Origin of the sequence: Mesorhizobium sp. M0276, assembly GCF_040321755.1 — a bacterium.
Classification (GTDB): domain Bacteria; phylum Pseudomonadota; class Alphaproteobacteria; order Rhizobiales; family Rhizobiaceae; genus Mesorhizobium.
This window is the reverse complement of the sequence record NZ_JAMYSC010000002.1, coordinates 279,418-301,440: the sequence shown is the minus strand read 5'-3', so window position 1 is coordinate 301,440 and position 22,023 is coordinate 279,418. Positions and strand designations below refer to the sequence as shown.

Here is a 22,023-nt window from a genome sequence, read left to right as displayed (position 1 = left end):
AACAGTGCGACGGAGATCGACCTGGCGGCCGATGGCAATTTACCAATTGAATAGCTGCCGGCCACCTGGGCTTCGAAGCCCGCGTTTTCCCCCGGCATCTCCAAAATGGCAGTTCGCAATCCTAACGCTGCGCAGGGTACCGCTGAAACGGCCAAGCGCAACCCTACGGGTTCTCCTCCCTCGCGCTCTGTTCCGACCGTTACGCGGTGCTGCTTGGCCGTTTCAGCGGTCTTCGAGCGACGCAATTGCGCACAACCACTTTGGAGGATCTACCTGATGAAAATGCTCGTAAGCTTCTGCCAGAAAACCGGTCGCCGCCTTCGCCACTACATTAATCGGCAAATCGCCAAGCTGTCTCATAAGGGCCAACTGAGAATCTCCGTCGCCTTCTCGCTTCCGCTCCTCGCCAAACTCGAAGTCAGCTACCGAGTCGACTTCGATCGCAAGGCCGACAACGACAACCGGCCGCACTGACCGACGACGCCTCGCCTGGCTCACGCAGGGCGAGACTTTCCGCATCATCTTCATATGGCCGGCCTGCCGGCCGGGTGCGGCCACGCCCGCTCGGCGCGGGCGTGCTTCCCCCTCTCCATGACTTGCCATTTTACTTCTCACTCCTCTCGCCTCAAGGATGAGCGGTCCCTCCGATTTTCTGGCGCCGACCCTCGGCTGCGCTCGGGCCGCTTCGCTAGGGCGCCAGAAAATCGGTTCCCCCGCTCCCCGGCTCCGCCGGCCGCAGCGGTCCTTGACCCGCTCGTCGGCTCAAAGTGGCCTCCTTTCGTCATTGAGACGAAAGGAGATCATCATGACTTACAAGATGTTCTACGAACTGATTCCGGCCGAAACGCTTGAACGGCTGAAGGAGAACTATCGCAAGAACCTGGCGCGTGAGCGCGAACGCCTCGCGCCGATCGACTTCCGTCCAGTCCTGAAGCTTTGGCTGCCGACCGGTCGCGCCATCTGGCTGGTCACGGAGTACGATGAACACACCAAATCTCTATTCGGTCTCTGCGATCTTGGCTTGGGGTTCCCGGAACTAGGCTATATATCGCTGGATGAGCTTCGAGCCATCGTAGGCCCATGCGGCGTTCATGCCGACCGCGATTCCACATTCATCGCCTGGCGAACCCTCTCGGAATATGCCGAAGAGGCTCGTTGCCGTGGCTACATCGAAACCTTCGAAACGAAAGGAGCCTGATCATGAAACGTGCTCTCATCATCCTCTCGCTTCTCGTTGTGCCGTCCTGTGCGTTGGCCGGCCAAGCGCCGATCGCCGTCTCCACTTCAGACCGCTGCGGCGCTGGTCACCGAGGCTGCGTTCCGCAACTCGTCCGCGAGTTCATGCATGTCGGCTATACACTGCTGCCCGAGACCTCGTCAGCAACCGTCTCGGAATACGCTCATGCCTGCGCATCGCGACCAGACTGGCGCCAGCAGTGCTTCGCCGATCCCGCTGCGGTCTTGTCACGTCTCGGATTGACGCCGGAGGATTGATATTTGCGATCTCGACCCCAGGGCTTCTGCTCACAACGAGCAGGGGCCCTTTTGCTTATGTCGATGTGTTGTTTGACTGCGGTCTGGCCGACCTGCCGGCCGGATGCGGCGTCGGCGCCTGGTCGGCGCCGACAGGCTTTCCGTCTCGACACTCCAATTTTGGCATCCGGCCAACGCGAGCGTCAAGGACGAGCGGTCCCCCCAATTTTCAGCCGTCGCCTTGCGCCGTCAGAAAATCGGCTCCCCCGCTCGCCGGCTCCCCCGGTCGCTTCGCGATCCTTGACCCTCGCTATCCGTATGCCGGGCGGTTCCCGTTCTCGACGAGGAGAACGGATCAACAATGAGGTTCGACCATGTCCATCCAGATCAATTCCGCCGACGACATCATCCGCGTTGAATTCCGCGGCCACTTCTACGCCGAAGACGAGCTGCGCGAAGCGATCTGGCTCATCAACATCGAACTCCGCAACGGTCTTCCAAAGAATGAGCGCGTCGAGGCTCAGAAGCAAACCGCAGAAATGGAGCTGGCACTGGAGGCGCTGCTCTCTGCAGAGGGTGAGGGGCGATGACGCCCCCATTCCCCTTACTTTGTCCTTCTATCGCCCTGTTGCCATTGAGGCTCGGGACGGTTTGAGGGGAGAGACTAGCCGCCTCTCCCCTCAAACTCCCCTCTCCTGTAGGTGCGGGAAACACCCGCCCGGCCTTTCGGGCCGTTAAATTGACGCTGCCGCGACTTTCCAAAACAATACGGAGAGCGAGCCGGACTCCCCACTTCGCCCTCATTCTTCGGGCTGCGTTCCGACGGCTCTTGCTCTCCTGCGGTGTGCTCGCCGTCTCATCCTTCATGCGTATCGGCGTCCTTTCCCTTCGGTTCAGGGCGCCTCAGCGCACTCACGAGGACAGCTCGCCTCGGCATTAATAACCACGCGAACCACCCGCCGTGCTAATCCTGCGCCCCCGATCACAGGCTGCGCCGTGATCGCTATTGCTATGTCTGAAGACTCGCAACAGCATCGGGGGCTTGGGCACGACGGGTCGGTTCGCGTGGTTATTAATGGCAGGATAGGCTAGCGGTATACCGCCAGCCGTTTCGCCCGAGGGGCGAGTGCGCTCCGCCGTTTTGAGCTAGCTGGAGATTGGAATAGCCGCCCCCTCTCTCAGGGGGAGGCGTACCTCACGGGAAGGGTGCCCAGTTGCCACGTGCCCGGAGCGCGCCCGCTCTTTCCGGCGCTCTATGCGTATTTCAAGAATTGGCCCGGCAACCGCAGAAACCTGGACATGTAGCGTCGTCCATTATGCACTCGCTACGTCGCTACAACTGCCATTCTGCCAGATTGTCATAATGCCAGTATGGCAATCTGGCAGAATGGCAGAATGGCATACTGGACAACGTTGCATCGCTACGTCAGGCAGAGTGGCAGTCGCTACAACGAAACAACGCGGCGATTGGACAACTGGCACTCGCGCATTATGGACGTCGCTACGTCGCTACGACGCGACATCTGGCAGTTGTCACGACTGCCCACTTTGTCACTTGTTAATCGTTGTAGGGGGAAGCTAGGCTCATTATTCATGAGCGGGGGTCAAACCAGAGCCGTGAATACAAGGATCAGCGATGCAACCTCTTTCACTCGCCATATCGACTTTCAAGGGCGGAGCCGGCAAGACAACGTTGTGCATCAACCTGGCCGCTGAATTTGCCCAGCAGGGACACCGCACTCAACTGGTTGATTGCGACGACCAGCAGACGGCGACCCGTTGGTACGAAGTGTCAAAAAAGCGGAATATGCTTCCTGATGATGGACGGATCTCACATGTGCAGATTTCGTCCGAGGGTGACTTCCATGCGAAAATGAAATCGGCCCCGGCCGCCGACATTCGCGTGTTTGACGTTGGTGGCTACGTGCACGGCCGCGCCGTTGACGTCTATGAAGAATGCGACGCCGTCATCATCCCGATCATTCTGGAGCCCACCTCAGCGACCCAGGCGATCAATGTGGCAAATATCCTTGAAGAGATATCAAATAAACGAGGCGGTCGCCGCATCCCGTATGCGGCAATGTGGAACAACGTCGACATGATCGCCCTGAAATCGAACCGGTCATTAGGGGAGGTGATCAAAATCCTGAACTACGGCAAGATTCCGATCGTCAAGTCAATGGTCAAGAAGAGCAACCATTATAGCGATGTTGTGGCTGGGTACGGTTCGCTCTATACCAAGCTGGAGGCTATCCAGAACAATCCTAAACTCACACCTTCGGCACGTATCCGCGCCGCGGAAAGCGTGCTGGACGCGATCGACTCGATCAAAATGGTCAACAACGAATTCATCAACCTTCTTGCTTCCGAGGAACCGGACCAGAAGAAAGCGAGTAACGCCTGATGTCCAAAGCCCCCAAGGAACGCGAACCCGTTGTAGGCAACATCGTCAGCATGGCTTCATCGAGGTTTCAGGCGGCAGAACCCGTTGCCGACGATGACGCCGCTGTCGCTTTCATGCCGACCGATGTTACGATCGAAAAGGCGAGGCGGGCTACGCCGGGGCCCGCGCCCGGAAAAGCTGAGCCCACCGATCAGGCTATGAGTTCGCCAGATGGGTCTTCGAAAACGACGCCCAAACCAAAAGCCGAAAGCACGCCGCCGCTACGAAAGAGGCAGTCGCCGACGCCCAAGGCCAAAGCCGTAACGCGCCGCGTTTCATTGTTCTTTGATGATGAAATGATGCTCCGCGTTTTCAAATACGCTGTCGATGCGGGGAAGGATCCCAATAAGGCACTTCACCGCTTGATCGATGAAGCCTTGTCGGAGAGGGGGTTCTGACTTCATGCGGCAGCCAGCCGTTATGTTTCGGCTGCCAGAGCATGTGTTGGCAAATGTCGACGCATTGGCGAGCCGACTGAATTTGTCAACCTGGTCGCAAAGTTGATCGTGATCAGAGAGATCATGAATGTACCAGCCATGCTTGACGAACACGACAAGCAATTGGCGAACATGCATCAGTTTCTGCGTGAGTTGGCATTTCACAATGAAGACTTCTTAGCTGAGAACGAAGATAGGCAGGATGAAGCGGCGAAAGCCATAATGGCGAAACTCAATGAAGTGATGAGCGCGCTCGACTCTATTCGTGACACCGCTTTTGTGAGACCATCGACTTATATCGAGGAACTAATTCGACGGCACGATGAACGACCTGTCCAAGAGTCGCCGGGGGTCTAGACCGGAAGAGCGACGGCTACCGACATATTTCGAGCTGATAGACGACGAGCTCCGCCGCCGTGGTGGCGGGGGAGGGGGCGGAGCGCGCCGCGCTCCCAAGGCACCGAACGCGCACAGCGGCGCTACTACCGCCCTCAGCCGAGCAACTGGCAACAATGCCGTGGTCGTCAAGGTTTTGTCCTACGGTGCTGGCTCCGGGTCGGCCAGGAATGTTCTTGCCTATCAAAGCAAAGAAGAACGTGCCCACGACCAGGACGGCCGTGAAGTTTCGGATCTGAACCGAGCTGTCAGGGAGTGGGAGCGAGAATTCGGAAACCGAAAAGGCAGCAAGGATATCGTCCGCTTCAGCTATGAGCTTGACAACACGGATCGCGAAAGTGTCGCTCGAGCCCTGGACTCATTGGCAGGGGAGGGGTTCCGTCACGCCGGCGACACCGATCGAACATACGCATTCAGTGTGAGCGCTGGCGTCAACGGACAGACCCGGCTCCACCTGGGCCTTGTCATCGCTCATGAAAAGAAAAGCCGTGCCGATCGAAGCAGCAGCAATCGGATCCCGGCTGAGCTCAACGACATTCACGCCATCGATGCCCGTCTAGACAGTGCCTTGCGCAAAGAGGGCATCAGGCCGATTTCCCGTTATCCCGTCGACTTTGCATCAGGTCCCAAAGGACTGACGGCAACCTTGCATGCCATGCAGCGCGACGGCGCAGAAGTCACCCTGTCGACCAAAACCCATATCCAGCGGCGCGAGGGAAAAAGTGGGACCTACGAGCGATCAAACGAGCGTCGCCAAATCACGACCAAGGATCACAAGGAAATCACGACCGAGGGGAAAACTGTTGCCGCACTCATGCAAACGCGCCAGCCTCGTGATTTCATGCACTTGTTGCTGTCCGGCCCCGCCAATGTCGATCGGGATCAATTCATCCTGGCGGGCCGGGATTTCTTGAAAGAGCAATTCGCAGGGCACCGATACGCCTATGCCGTTCACAACCGGCACGACATGCAAAAGCACCCGCACCTCCATGTCATCGTCTCATTGCGACATGCAGGCGGGAAGATGCTCAACCCAAACATTCGTGACTTTACGGAATGGCGGCTCCGTTTTGCAGTCAAGGCGCGCGCTCGCGGAATTGCGATCGACAGACAAAAGCGCGTCGAGAGGGCAGGTCCTCCTCCCGTCAAAAGATGGGAATGGGAAATGTTCCGGCGCATGGGAGCCACTGCGCCGACCAATGTCATCGACAAGGTCATGTCAAAGGTCCGCGATAAGCCGACAGCCCCAAAGTTGGAAATGGCGAGAGAAAAATTCGACCAGACTAAAAGATCTATCACCCGTGTTATTGATATGCTCGAGGGGCTGGCGAAGGACAAAACAGCGCCGAGTACAGCCCGGGAGCTTAGCCAAGACCTGTCCGTCGCACTTCGACGGGAGTATAATCGGCTAGAAGCTGCAATTCGCGAGGGCAGGGACCCCACTCAAGAGAAAGGTCAAGACCACATGTTGCGATCCACACCCATCAGCACTGGACAGGCAAAGGCCGCCAAGGAGGCTTTGGCGCAAACGGCGATCAGCGTTGCCGCAAAAATCGCGAATCCTGCCGATCGGATCATTTTTGAGCAGGCCACCAAGGTGATTGGCAAAGTTGTCGGCCTGCAGCTGGATGCGCGCGCAGCGAAGGAGAAGGATCGCGGCCAGGACAATCGGAAATCGACGGCTCTCGAGACAAAGTCCGCCGCCGGCCGCGACCACGTTGCGGAGCAGGGGATCCTCAACAAAACGTCGAACAATCGAACATTCGACGCAGCGCGCATCGCCGGTGCCAACACCAGCCGCGATGTTCGCGAGAACGACCGCGAGGAACGCGGCCACGGTCGGCAAGAAGAGCAGCAGCGCGATCGCGAAGTCGCGAAAACCATTAAACTGCGCCCGCCGCCGGAAAAGGATCGCGACCGGAGCCGGTAAGGGGAGGGCGGTGGCCGGCCGCGGAGTTGACCCTGAGCCCATGACCTGCTGCTCTGGCCAGAACCCAGCCATTCTGCTCGTTGGGGACTCCTCCCTTAAGGCGCTTCAGCGAAGCACCTTTCGGGACGGTGGAGAGCCGCCTTTTGATTTTGGGTCATTGAAAAAATGCGCCTTACCAATTATGTTGTCTGAAATCGAAATTTGTTAAACGGACGCGTATAAGGAACTCAGATGGCGAAGACGGCTGTACGTGTGCGTCACGGCCTCGGGAGCGTTGGCAACAAGCGGCCGAGAGCGCTTCCCAAGATGGCTGCGAAAACGCAGATGCGTCGCCTAGCTAAGATTGAAGCCGTCCTGCAGAGGGCGGAAGAATCCGGCCTGCGCGCTGAGAAGGATGGCAGGATTGCGGGGCGGGTGAGTGCTGATCTGATCAAGAGGGCCAAAGCTCGAACCGGGTTGATGTCTGATACCGAGCTCGTCGAATTTGCGTTGGCAAATGTGGCCTTGGAAGACAATTTTGCCGAGACCTTCAGGAAAACACGGGGAACGGTGGATCCGACGCTGAAGCTCGGGTTTTGAATTGGCCGATTTCGACTTCAATGCGGCCGTCCGATGGTCGCGATTTGATCCTCAGAAAACCCTAAGCCGCCGTCCCGACAAGGAGCTGCCGATCATTGGCAACCTTGTCGAGGCGGGGCAGGAGCTGTTGCTAGATACCTGCGTCTACATCGACGGTTTGCAGGGCCGAGCGCCTGAAGCAGCAGCCGACATCCTCGACCTTAGGCAAGTCAATCATTCCACAGTAGCCATCCAGGAACTGATGCACACCGTGGGGGTCCTCGACCCGAAACACCCGGGCACGGCCAAAGCTATCAAGCAGATCGCGACCACGATCAGGGACATGCCGCCCCATCGGGTCTTTGCACCGGATCCCGATGTTCTGGGCCGAGCCGCGCTCCTCTCAGGAATGCTTTGTCGCCTTCAAGGCTACAAGGATGATTCCAGGCTGCGGGCGCTCCAGGACTGCGTGCTGTTCCTGCAGGCACAGAAATTGGGATTCTCCATTCTAACGGGCAACATCATTGACTTCGACTATTTGCTGCAGCTGATCCCGACAGGTCGGGTTTTGATGTATCGGCGAATCTGAATATAATTGCCCCCGGGCCAGTTTCCCGTGGCGATCGCTAATTAGGCTTGTTCGCAGCGACAAACTTCGTTGGCGAGCTGCTTGCTGAGCGCGATACCACAGATGCTCAAGAAGCAAACTTACCCCGTGTGCCTCGCCATTCGCCCACATCGCCGACGTGCGAGGAGGTCGCCGCAAATGCCGCTTGGCAGGTTGGTGTTTTTGCGGGACGCCAAAGCTTCGCAGGTCGGCATCGCGAGCCGGATCATCGGAAGCATCCGGCTCGAGTGTGATGGCGATCCGCATTGGGGGGCGATCCTACATGTCGAACTAGATGATCTGAAGGAATTTTAGTTACTACTAACGGAACCGAAACGACCATTCGATATTGAATCAAATTCCAGTTTCGTGTGGGGTTCCGATGCGTAATGCGGCGGGTGAAGCCCGTTTGAAGTTCATCAGGCCGCTGGAGCCCATGCTTGTTCTGGAACCGCCTTTGAGCGACGACTGGCTGCACGAAATCAAATATGACGGTTTTCGGGTCCAGATAATCCTCGACTGGGCCGGGGCGCGTGCCTTCACCAAAAACGGGCACGATTGGTCCAAACGGTTCTGGCCAGTGATCGACGCTGCCGAGAAGCTTCCGGCCAAGTCCTTCATCATCGACGGCGAGATGATAGCGCCGGAGCCGGACGGCACGCCGAATTTCCATCAAATGCATTCCCGCATGACATGGAATGCCGAACTGCTCGCCTTCGTTGCGTTCGACATCCTGCACCTCGATGGCCAGGATATCCGTCAACTGCCGGCGACAGAGCGCAAGACCAAGCTCTGGGATTTGGTCAAGCCGGCCGATGGCATCATCCAGTATAGCGAGCATGTCGAGGGAGGCGGGGCAGCGTTCTTCGCCGGCGTCGAAAGGATGGGGCTGGAGGGCATGGTCTCTAAGAGACGGGAGAGCCCTTACCGCAGCGGACCGTCTGATTCCTGGGTAAAGACAAAGTGCTGGGAAGTTGGTGACTTTGAACTACTCGGGCTGAGGCGAGAGCCTGGCAAGCAAACGGTCGGGCTCATGGCACGGAACGGCAAATACGCTGGGCCGGCCACAATCTCGCTCACCAACCAAATGCGGGAGCGATTGCTGCAACGAGTGCAGACGGGCCGTGCGGCGCCGCACGGGCTGCCCAGTGCTGTCACGCGTTCGGACGTGGAATGGTTGAAGCCCGGCCTCACTGCCCGCGTTCGCTATCTTCGCGGCGAGCACAAGCTGCGGCATGCCTCGCTGCAGGATTTTTGGGAAGTGGATTAGCCATGCGTATCAGACGAAAAGCCGTGGATGCCGGCATTTTTGAACCTGCCGAACTGGCCTTGCTGGGCCGGCTTTTCGAGCAGCTCAAACTTGCTCACCAATCAGCTGATGCACAGGACAGACTGGTCTCCCGGATTATCGCCAACTATATGGCCGGCGTGGTTGATGAAGCGGAACCTAGTGCGCTTTCAAGGAAGCCTTTGGGCTGCTAGTGGCAAAGGGCTGGACCTACCAATCGCTGATCAATGACAGGATGAGGGTGACGGCGTTCTGTCACAACCCGAAGTGCCATCATAAGCAGGTGCTCGACCTCAAAAAGCTTCGCGACCGCTTCGGCCCTGACGCGCCGGCGATGGAATGGGATATTCGCCCCAAGCTTCGGTGCAAGAAATGTGACGGCAACGATGTTGGCCTGACCTATACGCCTGACACCAGTCCGACCGGCTACGGCAAAACCAAGGGCGGCTAGTCCACCCTGTCACGCAGCCGCTTCTTGCGCGCGCGCAATGGTGGCCGAGATGCAGGCCGGCCGTGAGCTGACACGCAGCCAACACGGACCGCGGCGCACAGGCCAGGCGAACCACTTGTTCGGCATTCCCGATGGCAATGGCTACCAGAAGCGTGGCCGCAAGCCTGGTCGACGAACGGATTTCATGAACGATCCTGCCGTGATCGCCCGGCGGGAACAGGCGCCGGCTCAGCTTTCCCCAGGATTTTCCAATATTGTCTTCAACGAGACCTTGGCCGAACCCGGCTTCAGCGGCTTCTGCTGCGATGCATCGGGTGCCCAGCCGGACATCCAGACAATCGAAAAACTTGCCCTTACGCGGCCGTCGGCGTCGGAAAACCGCTCGGCGTATATTTCCGCTGCGCGGGCAAACAGCTGGCGTGTGCCCGGCCGCCGGCTGCGGTCGGTGAGTGCGCTGGTTTCGCCCATGGCGCGCAGATCGGCCATCAAGGCAAACATATCGGCATAGCGCACCGTCACGTCTCGACATCGGCGACCGGCAGGGCAAGACCGGCGCGCTGCAGCAGCGCACCGGCATCGCGCACGTCGATGAAGGGAATGACACGGGGGCTGGCGCCGCCGTAAAGCTCGGTCTCGGCCGCAAGCAGGCTTTCGCGCAATTCACCAAGCGTGCCGGCACCGGCAAAGGCACCGAGAAAGAGCGCGTCCGGCCGCAGCGCGCGACGGATCTGGATCAGCATGCCGGGGATGTCGTTCATCGCCTGCAATGACAGAAGCGACACCGCCAGATCGAGGCTTTGCGGCTCGAACGGCACGGTTTCCAGCGGTGCGACCAAACCGCCGGCACCGTCTAGGCCTAATCGGCCCGAAGCTGCGATTTTGGCCAAGTTGCGGAACAAGTGTAGAACATCATGACTTGCTCTGGGCTTGCAGCAACATGGCGACGTTTTCGGCGGTAAATTTGAAGCCCCGGCGGTCGGGAATGCGTTCGGCGGAGATAGGATATCGCGGCCGCTTGGGATCGATGCCGGTGATCCGGAACCGTTCGCTTCCGGTACTAAACTCGCGTCCGAGGTCCGAGGGAGCCAATCCGTAGCGTGCGGCCAGAAACTCGAACATGTCCTTCTCGAGATTGAATGCCGTGCCGTCGGAAGCGGGAACGCTGACACGGAACACGGGCTCGAAGGCAAACCCAGAGTCCAAGCCACGCCATCCGGCGCTCTCGATGACCAGCCCATGGTCCGCGGCGATTTTTTGACAAGCCTCGAGCATGCGGGATTGGACTTCTTCGCAGGCTGCGGGGATCAGGCGGGTTATGTGCTTGCCTTTGCTCATTCTGGTTCGCCTTTCCGCGCCTGGTAGACAGTTCCACGCGAGATGCCAAGATCGCGTGCGACCCGTGTCGGGCCGTGGCCCTCTTCCAGTCGGCGTATGATTTCAGCGCGGTCGATTTTCGGTAGCCGGCCTTTGTAGACGCCACGCTTTTTGGCGATGGTAATCCCCTCGGCCTGGCGCTCGCGCCGCAGATTGGTCTCGAACTCGGCAAAGACGCCGAGCATGTCAAAGAAGGCCTTGCCGGCGGCGGTCGAGGTGTCGACGGGCTGCTCGGTCGCGAACAAGTGCGCACCTTTGGCTTTGAGCCTGTCCACGATCACCTGAAGATCGCGCAGTGATCTGGCCAGCCGGTCGATGCGGGTGACGACGAGCGTCTCGCCGGCATGGATGAAGTCGAGAATCGTGTTGAGCTGCGGGCGGCCTGCCAGCGAGGCGCCGCTCTTCTGTTCCTGGCGAATGACGTCACAGCCGGCGGTCTTGAGCGCGGCGATTTGCGCGGCAAGGTTCTGGTCGGTGGTGGAGGTGCGCGCGTATCCGATGCGGGTCATGCAAACTGTTCATTTTGGGTGTGCCGACGCGTAGCTTCGTTCAATATCCCATTCTGGGCCCAAAATAAACATGGCTTAGCGGCTGCGGCGAGTTCATTGCCGTTGTGCTGGCCGGGTATACCCAAATTAAAACACGCCCATCGGTTCCGGGCGGTCAGTTACGCCGTCTTCGTGGTTTCAGCTTTCTGGTAACTTCCGCCAGCCACACGATTGCGCCGGGAGTGGCCTGCCAGGCCTTCCCGTTTTCCTCGACGTAGTCAGCTGCCTCGTCTTCACCGCCTATGGTGATGTATCCATCCGTGGAGGCGACGAGAGGCTGCTTGCCGGACAGGACGCCCGGCACATGGCTGTTCGCGAGCCAGGCCTCCTCGGCAAGCTTCCCGGCATCCGGATCGTTTTCACGAAAGGCAAGAAGGGCCCGCGTGTAGAGCCATGCAGCAGCGCAATCGTCTTCGTACTGTTTGAGCAGCTTCCTCAGGGCTTTGATGTCGTCGCGTGCCAGCAAATGCCCGGCCAGCACGTAGCGGATGCCCTGATTGTCATTCGGATTGAGCTCGAGCATCGCTTGATAATGGTCGGTGGCCTCCTGATGCCGACCAAGCCGCCAGAGTACGGCGGCAAGACCTGCCCGCGCCCGCATGTAGGGGCGCGTCTCGAGAAAACCCCAGAAGTGACCGCCATATTCATCGAACCCTTCCGGTCCGAGCGCCTCTTCTCCGGCCTCGACGCCCTTCTGGTAGCAATCCAGCACTTCCTCGACGGAGTTGGCCTCCTCCTCCGCGAGCAACACATAAGCGTCGGCGCACAACGGCGAGATTTTGAGCGCTTTCCTGGCCAGCGAAATACGCTTGCTGCGAATGGTCGCTTCCCAAGCCTCATACATGACGTCTTGCGCGGCGTCGGTCGGGTCGCTCCCTCGTCCGCCGAAAAGACCTGCCATGAACCCCTCCATGCCGCGCCGGTCCGGCATCGGAGGCAGAGCATTGTCATTTTCCGGCTTCTTGGATTTCGCCACTGGCTTCTTTCGAGGCTTCTTCGATACAGGCATTTCTACATTCCCTTCGATGGTCACGCCGCTTGTTTCTGCTCAAAATCGATCCGGCGATCCAGATCGAGGTCGAAGCGGCCATAAGGATTGACGTGTCCGTAGATCAGCGGCGTCAGGCCGCGGTAGTCTTCCGGCGTCAGCCGCGCCGACCATTTCGGCTCGGTCAGCACCGACTGCATCACGCGCGTGTTCACATAGACCAGCAACGACTGCAGCAGATGCAGTGCCAAAATGGATATCTCCTGGTCGTCAAGGCGGTTGCTGGCGATTTCGCCGCCCTTGCCGAAAAATACGAAGCTGGTGGCGCTGTTCCAGTTCTCGACCACGTTCAGGCCTTCGTGGATTTCGCGGCGGAATTCTTCATGGCGCAAATACCGGCACAGGAAGATCGTCTTGATCGCCCGGCCGAGTTCGGCGAGAGCCTTGTAGGTCGGATGCATCACCTCGGCGCGGGCGAAGCGGCGCAGGATCGCTTCCGGGTCGGCTATCCCGCGATGCATGGCGGCGGCATATCTGACCATTTCGTCATATTGCTGCTCGATCTCTTCCCAGTTGATGCCGGTAGAAAGAATCGGCAGCAGGTCGGGCAATTCCGCCCGCAGGCCCGGATATGGCAGCGCCAGCTTCTGTCGGGCCATCGCCTTCAGGCGCGGGGCGAGCTCAAATCCAAGCAAGCGCAGAAGGCAAAGCCGACGGGGCTTTGGCCATGGCTGTCGACATATTGCCGCTGGATCTCCATGTCGGTGCAGTGACGCAGCACGCCCTTGATCATCGACGCGACCTCCGAGAACGAGCAGCGCTTCCGCCGAACGATCTGATCGATCCAGGATTTGCCGGGAAGCAATGTTGTCCAGCGTTGCTGCACCCGCGTCCCCCTTGATCGGCGTATGGAACCCTGTCGGACCATCCGGGTCCACCAGAGACGGAAAGACGTTATCGAGCGTCACCCCGACCGACATGCCGCCGGGGCAAAGCTCCGTCGCTATCCAATTCGCAAGGGCGGCTCGATCCGCTCGACGCATCCGGCGCGCCTCCATCAGCGCGACCGTTTCCGGAACAAGCCGATCCGCAACCGCACAAGGAAAGGATTCCACGAAGCGCTGCCGCTCGGAGCGCACCAGCCGCTCCATCCATCTCATTGCGCGATGGACCGAAAATCCTGTGATCTCGGCACCAGAGGAAAACCGAGATAGCGCAGAATCTCCGCGCAATGGTGCCGCCCCGAACGCCCCGAACGCCCCGAAAAATCGTAACCGAAAAGCTGGCCCCGACCGACGCCGAGTTGCTCTGCCAGATAGTCTACGGCCTCTCCAGGAATGTCGGCCGCCGCGGTAGCGAAAAATCCGTACGCGGCAAAGAATTTCAGCTGCGCCGCCAGTCCGAGCCGCGTTGCCACCGGCTTGGCGTTCACAAACTCGATGTCGACAAACGAGAGGCTCCACGCCTTGGCCAGTTCCTCTGGCAAAACATGCACACCCATACATCCACTCCCTGTTCCAGGAGCGAAGTCTCAGGTGACCACAGCGGGGCGGTCAATCCGTTCTCTCAACGTTCCACAACTTGGCGAGAATCGCAGCTTCGGGCCGATTAGGCCTAGTTGTGCATTTTTGAGAATGCGCGTTCATAGCGGGCATAAACCTGCATCGAAAGGCCCAAGCAAGGGCGCAAGCTCGGCGCGCGTCAACTCCTTGTCGTCGCGCGCCTTGCCGATGAGAGGGGCGGAACCTGACCTTGCGTTCGCCTTTCAGGTATCGTATGTGACACTATATGAGCGTCGAAGTCGAAGTCTCTGAGGATGAACGAGGCAAGCGCCCGTTCGAAGAATAAGCTCCCGGCGGCGCATGCCGCTAAGGTCACGACTGCCATCGCTCGTCTCGGCGCCGGCAGCCAGTCGGGATTGAAGCCGGTCGGGCAGGGCATTTCGGAATGGCGGATCGACTGGGGGCCGGACATCCGAATCTACTTGGCGTTCGATGGCACGAAGCTGATCATCCTGCTCGCAGGCGGAACCAAAAGCCGCCAGCAGGCGGACATCGCCCAGGCTCACGACCGTTGGGCGGACTACAAGCGCCGCAAGAAGGCGAAGGAGTGAAAGCAATGGCACTGTCGCGCAGTTTCAAGGAGACCGTGAAGGCGCGCGCCGAGCGTGATCCAGCGTTCCGGGCAGCGCTGCTCGGTGAGGCGGTTGAAGCCTTCGCCGCCGGCGAGGCCGACACCGGCAAGGCGCTTATCCGGGATTACATAAACGCGACGGTCGGCTTCGAGGGTCTGGGCGAAGCCGTCTCGATCGACCCGAAGAACTTGATGCGAATGTTCGGACCTCGCGGCAATCCGCGGCTGGCCAACCTCTCTGCGGTCCTGCGTGAGCTCAACCGTCGGGAAGCAGTGCATTTCAAGGTCGAGCCAGAGCGGCTCGTGGGCTGACCTCTTTGGGAGCATGGAAAAGGTGGGGCGTGTCTCATTCCGTCGTTGACCTTCAGGCAACGATAAAGCGCCGGTTTACAATGTCGCTATGCATGTGGTGAAGCCGACCGGCCGCCCCCAACTCCCTGCTCGAAATTTGATGCGCGCCAGACAGGACCGACCTTTCAGCTGACGGGTGGATCGATGGCGCTTTTAATACACCATAGCGAAGGGACGGTTGTTGCCGAAGACAGCCGTTTCGCTCACGTCAGGCTGCTGTGGGGTTCCCGTGACAGCTCCGCAGCGGAAATAGTGCTCTGCATGCTGGTAGTAATTCTCTGCCTCGACGCGGTTGCCGAGCAAAGCCTGGGCATGTGCAAGTTCCAAATAGCCCTCATAGCTTTTTTGCGAACCGTGAGCGTTGCCTGTCTTCAGGCGGGCGGGCCCCATTGTCGAGGCCCTCGTGCGGATACTGGAAGATATCACCTGTCTTGGTTGATTTCTTTTCATGTTGTTTTCAAGCCATCACGGCTTGCTCCTTTATTGGAATCGTTTGGTTTGGCGCATGGTCGAAGTTCGATTCACGCGCCGCATGAATCAACAGGCTGCCACCATTCAGCCGAAATAGCCTTGCGGCCTGTCTTGATCCGCACAGCGTAATTCTGGATTCGTTTGGTTTAAGCGGACCTCGGCTGCACCTGGGGTGGCAAATGGTTCGACTTCAGGTGAAAAAGACCGGGCGCTCGATCACATATGAGAGCTAGCCGAGCCTGTTCAGCAGAAAATATATAGGAACGCAATATGGCGGTTTCAAGTTGTGGTTTACCGCTCGGAGGCATTACCAATCATTGATTGCTTTTGCCGGAAGTTGATTATCTCAATCTTCGAACAGCGTGAGATCCAGAATAGCGGCATCCTCGCCTTTCGAGGCGCGATGCACTTGTGATCCACCCAGCCGCCACGCGAACCCGGCGATGGTCATCGCGCGGCTCCGGCGGGAATGCAGGAAGACGCGAGAGCACCTTGCCGGTAAGTCCGGGCGGACGCCGGCCCTCGTTGCACCAGCCGTCCGGGAGAGAGCTGTAAAGGCGCACGAAGGCAATCAGATGGAAGGCAGATCTAAATAGATGTCGCCGAAGAGGTAACTCGCCTTGCCGGGCACTGAGAAAGCGACGACCAGCGGCCGCATACAACCTGCCATGGCGGTTGGCTGCCGACCTCGGCAGCGGATGCAGACAACTATCCTGGTCGGGGATCGACGCCACCCATTCGCCATCTCTCCTCGAGGCACGGCGGGATGGCGCGCAAGGCCGCGCGACGCCGCTTTCGAGCTTCCTCCCGGCACACCCCGTCCGGTCATTTCTCGCTGATAGCAGGTCTCCTGGCTCGCGGATCTTCGCGCCATCCTGCCATCCCGACCCTGGAGCCAGCGTGTCGGACTTTGCTCGCCGCTTACAGTTGCGGGGGCAGCCATGGCCTCGGTCCGCCAGGCCTCACCATGTTCCCTTTTCACCTCGGCACTTTCGAACCGGGGAACCATCGCTTGGCAGCCTATTGCGATCGCCGTATCGGTTCAATTCTCTCACGTCGGCCTTTTGGCGCGCCCCCAGGGCGCTGGACGGGCGCGTCGAGCATGACCAGGTCGAGTTTTGCGAAAGGGTGGTCAACACCGCACAAATTGGCGACATAACCACTCCCAATGGCCGGCTGGGAAAAATCCCGCGGCTACCGCTTCAAGCTCCTGTTCGGCTTTATCCGCGCAAGAGCGGAGACCGGCTTCACCGACGGTCGCGCCGCTGGCGAGAGCATCGGCAACCGCCTGCGCCAGCCGCGACTTGCTGCCGGGTAGCGGGGAGGAGATCGACCACCATTCCAATGTCAATGACAGCACGATCTCGCGGTTGCATCCGTAGCGTTCATGGGCGCAGGCGATCCGTCCAGACTTAGCAAGCGGGGAGGGAAACGATGACGCGCCTATGCGTTTCCGTCTGTTCAGGCTTTCTTGTTTTGACCCCAGGTCAGGGGAACGGCGACCCATGTCCACTCCGTGCCCGGCTCGGTCAATGAGCATGGGCTAACGGGCATCATGGAGAGCCTTTGCGGACCTGCATTCCCAAGTCAGGCAGATGCGAGAAGGTCGTTTGTCTTGCGAGCTAAGCCCACCCGACATGATCGTTTTTTAAGAGTCTCAGAAACAGATCGAACCAGAATCGGTATTCGGGATCTTCGCCACGGCCAGATACTTCGAAGGCGCAATCGGCGACTGACGTTGTGGGGTCCTTGCCGTGCCTTTCGGTCGCTGCTTCTATCGCCTCGCCGTCAGTTAATGTCTCCCAATCCTCAACAACTCTGTCGTTTTTCACATCGAATTCCCTCAATCTGTTCGAGAAACATATCGTACACGATATGTCAGTCGAGCGTTTGATGCCATTCCCAGCTTCTATAATCAAGCAACCCCCTCCAAAAACCAGGTCGCCAGGAGTCCCGCAGTCACAATGGCGGTATTTCTGGGACAACGTATACCAAACAGACTTACTCACCGAGATCAGAACTATCTACGCCGGGCTGACCAAGAGATCGTCGCCTAAATCGATGGAGACTGGGCAGGTCGAATCGAGCCAGGTGCGCCGCGGTCTTGCCCAGTCCGATTGGTAATGGCCCCGATAGACCGATTTCGCAGCTTCGGGCCGATTAGGCCTACTTGGACTCCAGCAGTGGGCGCGCCGCTTTATTGCTTCGACCGCTTCAAGATTGCGTCCGGTATCCTGCCCGACGGGAAAATTTCCACGATGTTCGCCATCGATTGCAGATCAAAAATGACATCGCGAGGCCAGCGCAGGACTGAGCTTCCTAGCTTGGACAGTCATGATGGGCGTGCGGGAGCTACCCGCGGCCGAGTGAACCGGGTCTTGCAATTTTCGCTTTGCTGCGTCTAAGTCGCCAAGCCTTGAGATGAACCGGACTGGCTTAACGGCTAGGCCACGCTGCAAATTGTCACGAAGGAATACGTGGATATGGCGACCGGAACCGTGAAGTGGTTCAACAGCACCAAGGGATTTGGATTTATCCAACCCGACAATGGTGGTCAGGATGTTTTTGTCCACATTTCCGCTGTCGAACGCGCGGGGCTCTCGACCCTCGCTGACGGCCAGAAGATCAATTATGAGATCGAGCAGGACCGCCGCACCGGCAAGTCCTCTGCTGGCAGCATCAGCAAAGCCGGCTGATTTTTCTGCTGCGTCCCGGCAAGAGCCGGAAGGACGCGGCAGGTCCCGGATGTACTGGCGACCGCTCGACAAGAGCGAGCAAGAACATGGGTAAACTTGCAGGCCGGGGCCGCAGATTGCTGCAAGGGCGTTGCGAATTCCTTATGAAATATGGCTGTTTGAAGGGAAGGCGGGGTTGGCCCCGCCTTTTGATATTCCGCGCAGATTACGCCAGTGGCTGCTGCCCATCAGAACAAAGCCCAAAGATTGACGTCAGGCTGCGGCCTTCTTGCGGGTCTTCTTAGGCGCCGGCGCTTCCGCATCCTTCGGTTTGCGGCCGAGGCCCATCGTCTTGGCCAATTCCGAGCGCGCGGTGGCGTAATTCGGCGCGACCATGGGATAATCCGCCGGCAGACCCCATTTGGCGCGATAGTCGTCCGGCGTCAGCCCGTAGTGGGTCGACAGATGGCGCTTCAGCGACTTGAATTTCTTCCCGTCCTCAAGGCAGATGATGTAGTCCGGTGTCACCGACTTCCTGATCGGCACAGCAGGCTTGAGAGCCTCGGGCTTTTCTGCCGAAACACTGCCGGCAGTGCCTTTCAGTGCAGCGTGCACCTGGCCGATCAGGGCAGGGAGATCGCCCACCGGGACCGGATTGTTCGAGACATAGGCTGAGACGACATCGGCGGTGAGCTCGATGATGGCGTCAATGTTGTTGTCGGCTTCTTCTGTCATGAATCTCTCCGGGTGGCTTGAAACACAGTCGGCGAAGTGTCGCTACATAGTGGCGGTTGTCGCTGAAAGCAAATACAGCCGGGCAGGGCTGTTGCGATGCTCGTCGGCATCGACGCCTATAGCGCAGCATCCCGCCCGTCGTGCAGTGTTGACCTGCGCGCTGTTGGCCGGGTCGGAGTTTGGGTCTGAATCCCGATCCGTTCCGCGTGATTTCCAAAACGGAAGCGTCAAAGATGTTTTGCATCCATGAAGCCCGTCGTCCTTCCGCAGCTCACGAAGCCCTCACATCAAGGATGCGGTGGCTAGGCTTCGGTTCTTGACTTTCGATTTGACCTGCGCTCCGGCCAGCTGCCCTCGGCAGGCGCTACGAACTCAAATGCGGTGGTTGAACCGATGCTGAGCATCGCGGTTATTCAAGCACAAGCTTTGCCTGTTAATCCTGTGGTCACAAACGACCTTGATGGCCAAGCAATCCGCGTGAAACCCGATGTGCAACCGCACGGTCTTGAGCTTTTTGCAATTCATCCCTAACCTTGGTTGGACCGCTCAGACGATGCGCATATCGCGTCGAGCGGGCGCTTGCGGATCATGATCGCGATCTTAGCACGATGTCTCCCATCCGCTTGGTTAGGCTGTCGAAAAGAAACAATCGCTCTTCGATCACTTACTTCCGGAGCCCGATCTCATGATGAAATATCCAGACGTTAAACCAGGTCTTAAAGAAGAAGTGCCCTGGTCTGACAGCCTGACCACCTACGACCGCCAGCACTTCACGACCTACCTGAGGCTCCTGGATGCAGGTGCCGACGAGGCAAGCTATGAGGAGATGGCGCAGGTCATCCTCGGCATCGATCCGGTGCAAGAGCCGGAGCGGGCCCGGAAAACTGTGCGAAGCCATCTCGATCGGGCGAACTGGATGGTGACGACCGGTTACAAGGAATTGTTCGCCGGATGAGGGCGAACAGGCGGCGACACGCTCCGCTTGTCAGATGTGGTTACGGCGTCCGCGAAAAGAGCGGTCTGACGGTCGGGGCTGCGGGAATTAGGTTCAAATTGAAAGACCTTAGTTCTTTGCTCCATCATGACGATCGACCAGATGGCCGGCGACCGGTGCGAGCACCAGACCCGCCACGCTGGACGACAGCAACACGAGGTCAACCACGCCCGACTGGATGAAGGGAATGCGACACACTGCTCCTGATCGATCCGGATCACTTCTCCTTAATCAACGACAAAACACGGATTCCAAAGTGGCCAGGCTTTGGTTCGAATTGCAAAGGCGCTCGTGTATCTACCACGCCCAGGAGACTCGACCGGCCGTCTTGGGGAGAAGAGTTTGGAGTCTTGTTACGCGACGTGCGCATAGAGCAGGCAGGTACAATTGCGGAAAACATACGCCGTCTTGTCGAGGCGAGTCCCATGGCGAAAGGGCAGCAGGACGGCGTGAAAGTGACTGTCAGCATTGGAGGCGCGGAAATCTCTCCCAATGCAGATGCTCAGGACGTCCTTCGCACTGCCGGACGGTGCCTTTTTGAACCAAAACAACATGGACGAAATCGTGTTTCGTTCGACTATGAAGCCGCCATGTTGCGGGTCGTGACGCCCTAACCTACCCCTGGCCCAGCCCTGACGCTGGCAGAGTATCGCGTGAATGGGGCCTGCCTTCCAACCGATTGCGGATGCACCAACAACCCGGCCACGTTCGACGTGTCACAGCCTGGGGCCCATTTTTCAGGTAACCGGCATTTCGTTGGAGTCCGTTCCCCTAAGTGACGCAAAAAGATCGGATGATTGGGGCTCCGGTGGCCTCCCTGCATGGGAGTAGCGGGAGGTCGGTCTTCCGGGCAGGCTCCAACGGTTCGACCGGTCAGGAGGTCTGCCATGGAACTGTTCGTCGGTCTTGATGTTTCCGTTCGCACCACCAGCGTCTGCGTAATGGACACGGGTGGTAAACTCATTCGAGAGAGCAAGGTGGAGACCGAGCTGGAGGCGATCGGCGCCCTGCTCCACGCGATTGGCGGCCCCTACAAGCGCGTCGGCCTTGAGGCCGGTCCGCTTTCGCAATGGCTCTACAGTGGCCTGTCGGCCGCAGGCTATCCGGTGATCTGCGTCGAGACGCGGCACATGAAGGCCGCGCTCTCGGCTCAGATCAACAAGACCGATCGCAACGATGCCCGCGGCATCGCACAGATGATGCGCGTCGGGCTCTACAAGCCGGTTCATGTCAAGACCGTCCGGAGCCAGGAGATCCGGATGCTGCTCACTGCGCGCAAGTTCGTGCAGACGAAGATTCTCGATGCGGAGAACAACCTGCGAGGCCTGCTGCGCAACTTTGGCCTCAAGGTCGGAGCCGTAACCCGGCTGCAGTTCGAGCGGCGCATTATCGAGTTGCTCGAACAATCCCCGCATCTGCACTTGGTGATCGACCCCCTGCTGGAAGTCCGTCGCGTTTTGAGAGAGCAGTTCCAGCGCCTACACAAGGCAATGGAACGGCTGGCCGAGAGCGACGACACCTGCAAACTGCTCATGACCGCCCCCGGTGTCGGACCGATGGTCGCCCTGAATTTCCGAGCCGGCGTCGACGAACCGGCGCGGTTCAGCCGATCGCGCTCCGTTCCAGCCCACTTCGGATTGACGCCCTCGCGCTATCAATCCGGCGAGATCGACCAGGATAGGGGCATTTCGAAGTGCGGCGATGCCGGGATTCGATGGGTATTGGTTGAAGCCGCCGGGATTCTTCTGCGTATCTCGAAGCGGAGTTCGCCATTGAAGGCGTGGGGCCTCTCCGTCGCTCGCCGGCGAGGTATGGCGAAGGCTACCGTGGCGGTGGCGCGGCGTCTGGCGATCATCCTGCATCGGATGTGGGTCGACAACACACCCTATCGCTGGGAGGCCAATGCCGCCTGAGAGTTCGAATTAAGGGTTCCGCGTCGCCGCGCGGATAGAGGTCCCGTTCAGGGACAAGTGGGTAGGCAATCTCGAGGCGGGCTTGGACGTCAGGTCGGGCTGACAGTTTCGGTAAAAAGATTGAGATGCCTCTCCACCGACCCGATCATGGAGAGGTCACGCGCCGACTTCGAAGAGAAGCCAGACCCCTGGCGTGCACTCATCATCTCCGGCGCATCGAAACCGTTTACGCATCAGCCGTCAACACCACGACCAAAG

General features: G+C 59.0%; 29 protein-coding genes, 2 pseudogenes and 1 riboswitch. Of the genes and pseudogenes, 21 read left to right on the top strand and 10 right to left on the bottom strand.

The genetic code is table 11. From position 1 onward, the window contains the following. Positions 1–276: 276 nt before the first annotated feature. From NKJ01_RS03175 to NKJ01_RS03115, 13 genes are all read left to right on the top strand, one after another. Entirely contained in the window at positions 277–474 is a 198-nt protein-coding gene (locus NKJ01_RS03175; RefSeq protein ID WP_352725985.1) for a hypothetical protein, read from the top strand. Positions 475–817: 343 nt separating this feature from the next. Next, positions 818–1,198: a DUF2958 domain-containing protein gene (locus NKJ01_RS03170; protein WP_352725983.1), complete on the top strand. Its 381-nt coding sequence runs from the start codon at positions 818–820 to the stop codon at positions 1,196–1,198. A gap of 2 nt (positions 1,199–1,200) precedes the next feature. Then, positions 1,201–1,494 (top strand): hypothetical protein, encoded by a 294-nt coding sequence (locus NKJ01_RS03165; RefSeq protein WP_352725981.1) that lies wholly within the window; start codon positions 1,201–1,203, stop codon positions 1,492–1,494. Positions 1,495–1,847: 353 nt separating this feature from the next. Beyond that, a complete protein-coding gene (locus tag NKJ01_RS03160) occupies positions 1,848–2,063 on the top strand; it encodes a hypothetical protein (RefSeq protein ID WP_352725979.1) in 216 nt (71 codons plus the stop codon). 1,046 nt (positions 2,064–3,109) lie between these two features. Next, on the top strand, positions 3,110–3,877 hold the full coding sequence (locus NKJ01_RS03155) for a ParA family protein (protein ID WP_352725977.1): 768 nt from the start codon (positions 3,110–3,112) through the stop codon (positions 3,875–3,877). Beyond that, on the top strand, positions 3,877–4,314 hold the full coding sequence (locus NKJ01_RS03150) for a hypothetical protein (protein ID WP_352725975.1): 438 nt from the start codon (positions 3,877–3,879) through the stop codon (positions 4,312–4,314). Before NKJ01_RS03155 ends, NKJ01_RS03150 begins: the two co-directional genes overlap by 1 nt. Before the next feature lie 123 nt (positions 4,315–4,437). Beyond that, the gene (locus NKJ01_RS03145; protein WP_352725973.1) at positions 4,438–4,710 is read left to right on the top strand and encodes a hypothetical protein; all 273 of its coding nucleotides are present in this window, start codon (positions 4,438–4,440) and stop codon (positions 4,708–4,710) included. Positions 4,711–4,870: 160 nt separating this feature from the next. Beyond that, positions 4,871–6,679: a relaxase/mobilization nuclease domain-containing protein gene (locus NKJ01_RS03140; RefSeq protein WP_352725971.1), complete on the top strand. Its 1,809-nt coding sequence runs from the start codon at positions 4,871–4,873 to the stop codon at positions 6,677–6,679. Between the two features lie 231 nt (positions 6,680–6,910). Then, positions 6,911–7,258: a hypothetical protein gene (locus NKJ01_RS03135; protein WP_352725969.1), complete on the top strand. Its 348-nt coding sequence runs from the start codon at positions 6,911–6,913 to the stop codon at positions 7,256–7,258. Position 7,259: 1 nt separating this feature from the next. Further along, positions 7,260–7,826 (top strand): type II toxin-antitoxin system VapC family toxin, encoded by a 567-nt coding sequence (locus NKJ01_RS03130; protein WP_352725967.1) that lies wholly within the window; start codon positions 7,260–7,262, stop codon positions 7,824–7,826. 475 nt (positions 7,827–8,301) lie between these two features. Beyond that, complete coding sequence (locus NKJ01_RS03125; protein WP_352725965.1) at positions 8,302–9,114, top strand: ATP-dependent DNA ligase; 813 nt, start codon at positions 8,302–8,304, stop codon at positions 9,112–9,114. Between the two features lie 2 nt (positions 9,115–9,116). After that, positions 9,117–9,326 carry a hypothetical protein gene (locus tag NKJ01_RS03120; RefSeq protein WP_352725963.1) on the top strand — a complete coding sequence of 70 codons (210 nt, stop codon included), beginning with the start codon at positions 9,117–9,119 and terminating at the stop codon, positions 9,324–9,326. Beyond that, on the top strand, positions 9,326–9,583 hold the full coding sequence (locus NKJ01_RS03115) for a hypothetical protein (RefSeq protein WP_352725961.1): 258 nt from the start codon (positions 9,326–9,328) through the stop codon (positions 9,581–9,583). Before NKJ01_RS03120 ends, NKJ01_RS03115 begins: the two co-directional genes overlap by 1 nt. A 228-nt stretch (positions 9,584–9,811) precedes the next feature. Here the strand turns inward: NKJ01_RS03115 and NKJ01_RS03110 are convergent. The 6 genes and pseudogenes from NKJ01_RS03110 to NKJ01_RS03085 form a co-directional block, all read right to left on the bottom strand. Beyond that, positions 9,812–10,437, bottom strand: a pseudogene (locus NKJ01_RS03110) (methyltransferase domain-containing protein); the annotation flags it as partial. A gap of 55 nt (positions 10,438–10,492) precedes the next feature. After that, on the bottom strand, positions 10,493–10,918 hold the full coding sequence (locus NKJ01_RS03105) for a hypothetical protein (RefSeq protein WP_188580921.1): 426 nt from the start codon (positions 10,916–10,918) through the stop codon (positions 10,493–10,495). Next, positions 10,915–11,466 carry a recombinase family protein gene (locus tag NKJ01_RS03100; protein WP_352725959.1) on the bottom strand — a complete coding sequence of 184 codons (552 nt, stop codon included), beginning with the start codon at positions 11,464–11,466 and terminating at the stop codon, positions 10,915–10,917. The genes NKJ01_RS03105 and NKJ01_RS03100 overlap by 4 nt, the downstream gene beginning before the upstream one ends. Positions 11,467–11,620: 154 nt before the next feature. Further along, positions 11,621–12,538: a hypothetical protein gene (locus NKJ01_RS03095; protein ID WP_352725957.1), complete on the bottom strand. Its 918-nt coding sequence runs from the start codon at positions 12,536–12,538 to the stop codon at positions 11,621–11,623. Next, a pseudogene (locus NKJ01_RS03090) lies at positions 12,535–13,316 on the bottom strand (Tn3 family transposase); the annotation flags it as partial. The pseudogene NKJ01_RS03090 and the gene NKJ01_RS03095, both read right to left, overlap by 4 nt. Positions 13,317–13,649: 333 nt before the next feature. Continuing rightward, complete coding sequence (locus NKJ01_RS03085) at positions 13,650–13,994, bottom strand: DUF4158 domain-containing protein (protein WP_352725955.1); 345 nt, start codon at positions 13,992–13,994, stop codon at positions 13,650–13,652. Positions 13,995–14,309: 315 nt separating this feature from the next. Between NKJ01_RS03085 and NKJ01_RS03080 the strand changes: the two genes are divergently transcribed. Both NKJ01_RS03080 and NKJ01_RS03075 read left to right on the top strand, forming a co-directional pair. Then, the gene (locus NKJ01_RS03080; RefSeq protein ID WP_352725953.1) at positions 14,310–14,606 is read left to right on the top strand and encodes a type II toxin-antitoxin system RelE/ParE family toxin; all 297 of its coding nucleotides are present in this window, start codon (positions 14,310–14,312) and stop codon (positions 14,604–14,606) included. Positions 14,607–14,611: 5 nt separating this feature from the next. Further along, positions 14,612–14,938 (top strand): helix-turn-helix domain-containing transcriptional regulator, encoded by a 327-nt coding sequence (locus NKJ01_RS03075; protein ID WP_352725951.1) that lies wholly within the window; start codon positions 14,612–14,614, stop codon positions 14,936–14,938. A 192-nt stretch (positions 14,939–15,130) separates the two neighbouring features. Here the strand turns inward: NKJ01_RS03075 and NKJ01_RS03070 are convergent, their stop codons facing one another. Continuing rightward, the gene (locus tag NKJ01_RS03070; protein WP_352725949.1) at positions 15,131–15,427 is read right to left on the bottom strand and encodes a DUF4167 domain-containing protein; all 297 of its coding nucleotides are present in this window, start codon (positions 15,425–15,427) and stop codon (positions 15,131–15,133) included. Between the two features lie 844 nt (positions 15,428–16,271). Next, positions 16,272–16,473, bottom strand: a riboswitch (cobalamin riboswitch). A 143-nt stretch (positions 16,474–16,616) separates the two neighbouring features. Between NKJ01_RS03070 and NKJ01_RS03065 the strand changes: the two genes are divergently transcribed. After that, on the top strand, positions 16,617–16,766 hold the full coding sequence (locus tag NKJ01_RS03065; RefSeq protein ID WP_352725947.1) for a hypothetical protein: 150 nt from the start codon (positions 16,617–16,619) through the stop codon (positions 16,764–16,766). A gap of 304 nt (positions 16,767–17,070) precedes the next feature. Here the strand turns inward: NKJ01_RS03065 and NKJ01_RS03060 are convergent, their stop codons facing one another. Further along, positions 17,071–17,280 (bottom strand): Y4oE-related protein, encoded by a 210-nt coding sequence (locus NKJ01_RS03060; RefSeq protein WP_352725945.1) that lies wholly within the window; start codon positions 17,278–17,280, stop codon positions 17,071–17,073. Positions 17,281–17,931: 651 nt separating this feature from the next. Here NKJ01_RS03060 and NKJ01_RS03055 point away from each other — a divergent pair. After that, a complete protein-coding gene (locus NKJ01_RS03055) occupies positions 17,932–18,144 on the top strand; it encodes a cold-shock protein (RefSeq protein ID WP_352725943.1) in 213 nt (70 codons plus the stop codon). A 252-nt stretch (positions 18,145–18,396) separates the two neighbouring features. Here NKJ01_RS03055 and NKJ01_RS03050 read toward each other — a convergent pair whose 3' ends face one another. Beyond that, positions 18,397–18,858 (bottom strand): Ros/MucR family transcriptional regulator, encoded by a 462-nt coding sequence (locus tag NKJ01_RS03050; RefSeq protein ID WP_352725941.1) that lies wholly within the window; start codon positions 18,856–18,858, stop codon positions 18,397–18,399. A 393-nt stretch (positions 18,859–19,251) separates the two neighbouring features. Here NKJ01_RS03050 and NKJ01_RS03045 point away from each other — a divergent pair, with 393 nt between their 5' ends. Next, positions 19,252–19,389 carry a hypothetical protein gene (locus NKJ01_RS03045; protein WP_352725940.1) on the top strand — a complete coding sequence of 46 codons (138 nt, stop codon included), beginning with the start codon at positions 19,252–19,254 and terminating at the stop codon, positions 19,387–19,389. 157 nt (positions 19,390–19,546) lie between these two features. Then, positions 19,547–19,813, top strand: coding sequence for a DNA -binding domain-containing protein (locus NKJ01_RS03040; RefSeq protein ID WP_352726046.1), 267 nt, complete (start codon positions 19,547–19,549; stop codon positions 19,811–19,813). A 108-nt stretch (positions 19,814–19,921) separates the two neighbouring features. Here NKJ01_RS03040 and NKJ01_RS03035 read toward each other — a convergent pair whose 3' ends face one another. Further along, positions 19,922–20,050 carry a hypothetical protein gene (locus NKJ01_RS03035; protein WP_352725938.1) on the bottom strand — a complete coding sequence of 43 codons (129 nt, stop codon included), beginning with the start codon at positions 20,048–20,050 and terminating at the stop codon, positions 19,922–19,924. Between NKJ01_RS03035 and NKJ01_RS03030 the strand changes: the two genes are divergently transcribed. Then, positions 20,050–20,466, top strand: a complete 417-nt coding sequence (locus NKJ01_RS03030; protein ID WP_352726044.1) for a diguanylate cyclase — start codon at positions 20,050–20,052, stop codon at positions 20,464–20,466. The two genes, NKJ01_RS03035 and NKJ01_RS03030, sit on opposite strands and share 1 nt — an antisense overlap. Positions 20,467–20,739: 273 nt before the next feature. Next, positions 20,740–21,765 carry an IS110 family RNA-guided transposase gene (locus tag NKJ01_RS03025; RefSeq protein ID WP_352725936.1) on the top strand — a complete coding sequence of 342 codons (1,026 nt, stop codon included), beginning with the start codon at positions 20,740–20,742 and terminating at the stop codon, positions 21,763–21,765. Positions 21,766–22,023: the final 258 nt, after the last annotated feature.

Coding starts and splice junctions, on each gene's coding strand:
- NKJ01_RS03175 (WP_352725985.1), top strand. CDS start 277: ATGAAAATGCTCGTAAGCTTCTGCCAGAAAACCGGTCGCCGCCTTCGC.
- NKJ01_RS03170 (WP_352725983.1), top strand. CDS start 818: ATGTTCTACGAACTGATTCCGGCCGAAACGCTTGAACGGCTGAAGGAG.
- NKJ01_RS03165 (WP_352725981.1), top strand. CDS start 1,201: ATGAAACGTGCTCTCATCATCCTCTCGCTTCTCGTTGTGCCGTCCTGT.
- NKJ01_RS03160 (WP_352725979.1), top strand. CDS start 1,848: ATGTCCATCCAGATCAATTCCGCCGACGACATCATCCGCGTTGAATTC.
- NKJ01_RS03155 (WP_352725977.1), top strand. CDS start 3,110: ATGCAACCTCTTTCACTCGCCATATCGACTTTCAAGGGCGGAGCCGGC.
- NKJ01_RS03150 (WP_352725975.1), top strand. CDS start 3,877: ATGTCCAAAGCCCCCAAGGAACGCGAACCCGTTGTAGGCAACATCGTC.
- NKJ01_RS03145 (WP_352725973.1), top strand. CDS start 4,438: ATGAATGTACCAGCCATGCTTGACGAACACGACAAGCAATTGGCGAAC.
- NKJ01_RS03135 (WP_352725969.1), top strand. CDS start 6,911: ATGGCGAAGACGGCTGTACGTGTGCGTCACGGCCTCGGGAGCGTTGGC.
- NKJ01_RS03120 (WP_352725963.1), top strand. CDS start 9,117: ATGCGTATCAGACGAAAAGCCGTGGATGCCGGCATTTTTGAACCTGCC.
- NKJ01_RS03105 (WP_188580921.1), bottom strand. CDS start 10,918: ATGAGCAAAGGCAAGCACATAACCCGCCTGATCCCCGCAGCCTGCGAA.
- NKJ01_RS03100 (WP_352725959.1), bottom strand. CDS start 11,466: ATGACCCGCATCGGATACGCGCGCACCTCCACCACCGACCAGAACCTT.
- NKJ01_RS03085 (WP_352725955.1), bottom strand. CDS start 13,994: ATGGGTGTGCATGTTTTGCCAGAGGAACTGGCCAAGGCGTGGAGCCTC.
- NKJ01_RS03080 (WP_352725953.1), top strand. CDS start 14,310: ATGAACGAGGCAAGCGCCCGTTCGAAGAATAAGCTCCCGGCGGCGCAT.
- NKJ01_RS03075 (WP_352725951.1), top strand. CDS start 14,612: ATGGCACTGTCGCGCAGTTTCAAGGAGACCGTGAAGGCGCGCGCCGAG.
- NKJ01_RS03070 (WP_352725949.1), bottom strand. CDS start 15,427: ATGAAAAGAAATCAACCAAGACAGGTGATATCTTCCAGTATCCGCACG.
- NKJ01_RS03065 (WP_352725947.1), top strand. CDS start 16,617: ATGGCCGGCTGGGAAAAATCCCGCGGCTACCGCTTCAAGCTCCTGTTC.
- NKJ01_RS03055 (WP_352725943.1), top strand. CDS start 17,932: ATGGCGACCGGAACCGTGAAGTGGTTCAACAGCACCAAGGGATTTGGA.
- NKJ01_RS03050 (WP_352725941.1), bottom strand. CDS start 18,858: ATGACAGAAGAAGCCGACAACAACATTGACGCCATCATCGAGCTCACC.
- NKJ01_RS03045 (WP_352725940.1), top strand. CDS start 19,252: ATGCTGAGCATCGCGGTTATTCAAGCACAAGCTTTGCCTGTTAATCCT.
- NKJ01_RS03040 (WP_352726046.1), top strand. CDS start 19,547: ATGAAATATCCAGACGTTAAACCAGGTCTTAAAGAAGAAGTGCCCTGG.
- NKJ01_RS03025 (WP_352725936.1), top strand. CDS start 20,740: ATGGAACTGTTCGTCGGTCTTGATGTTTCCGTTCGCACCACCAGCGTC.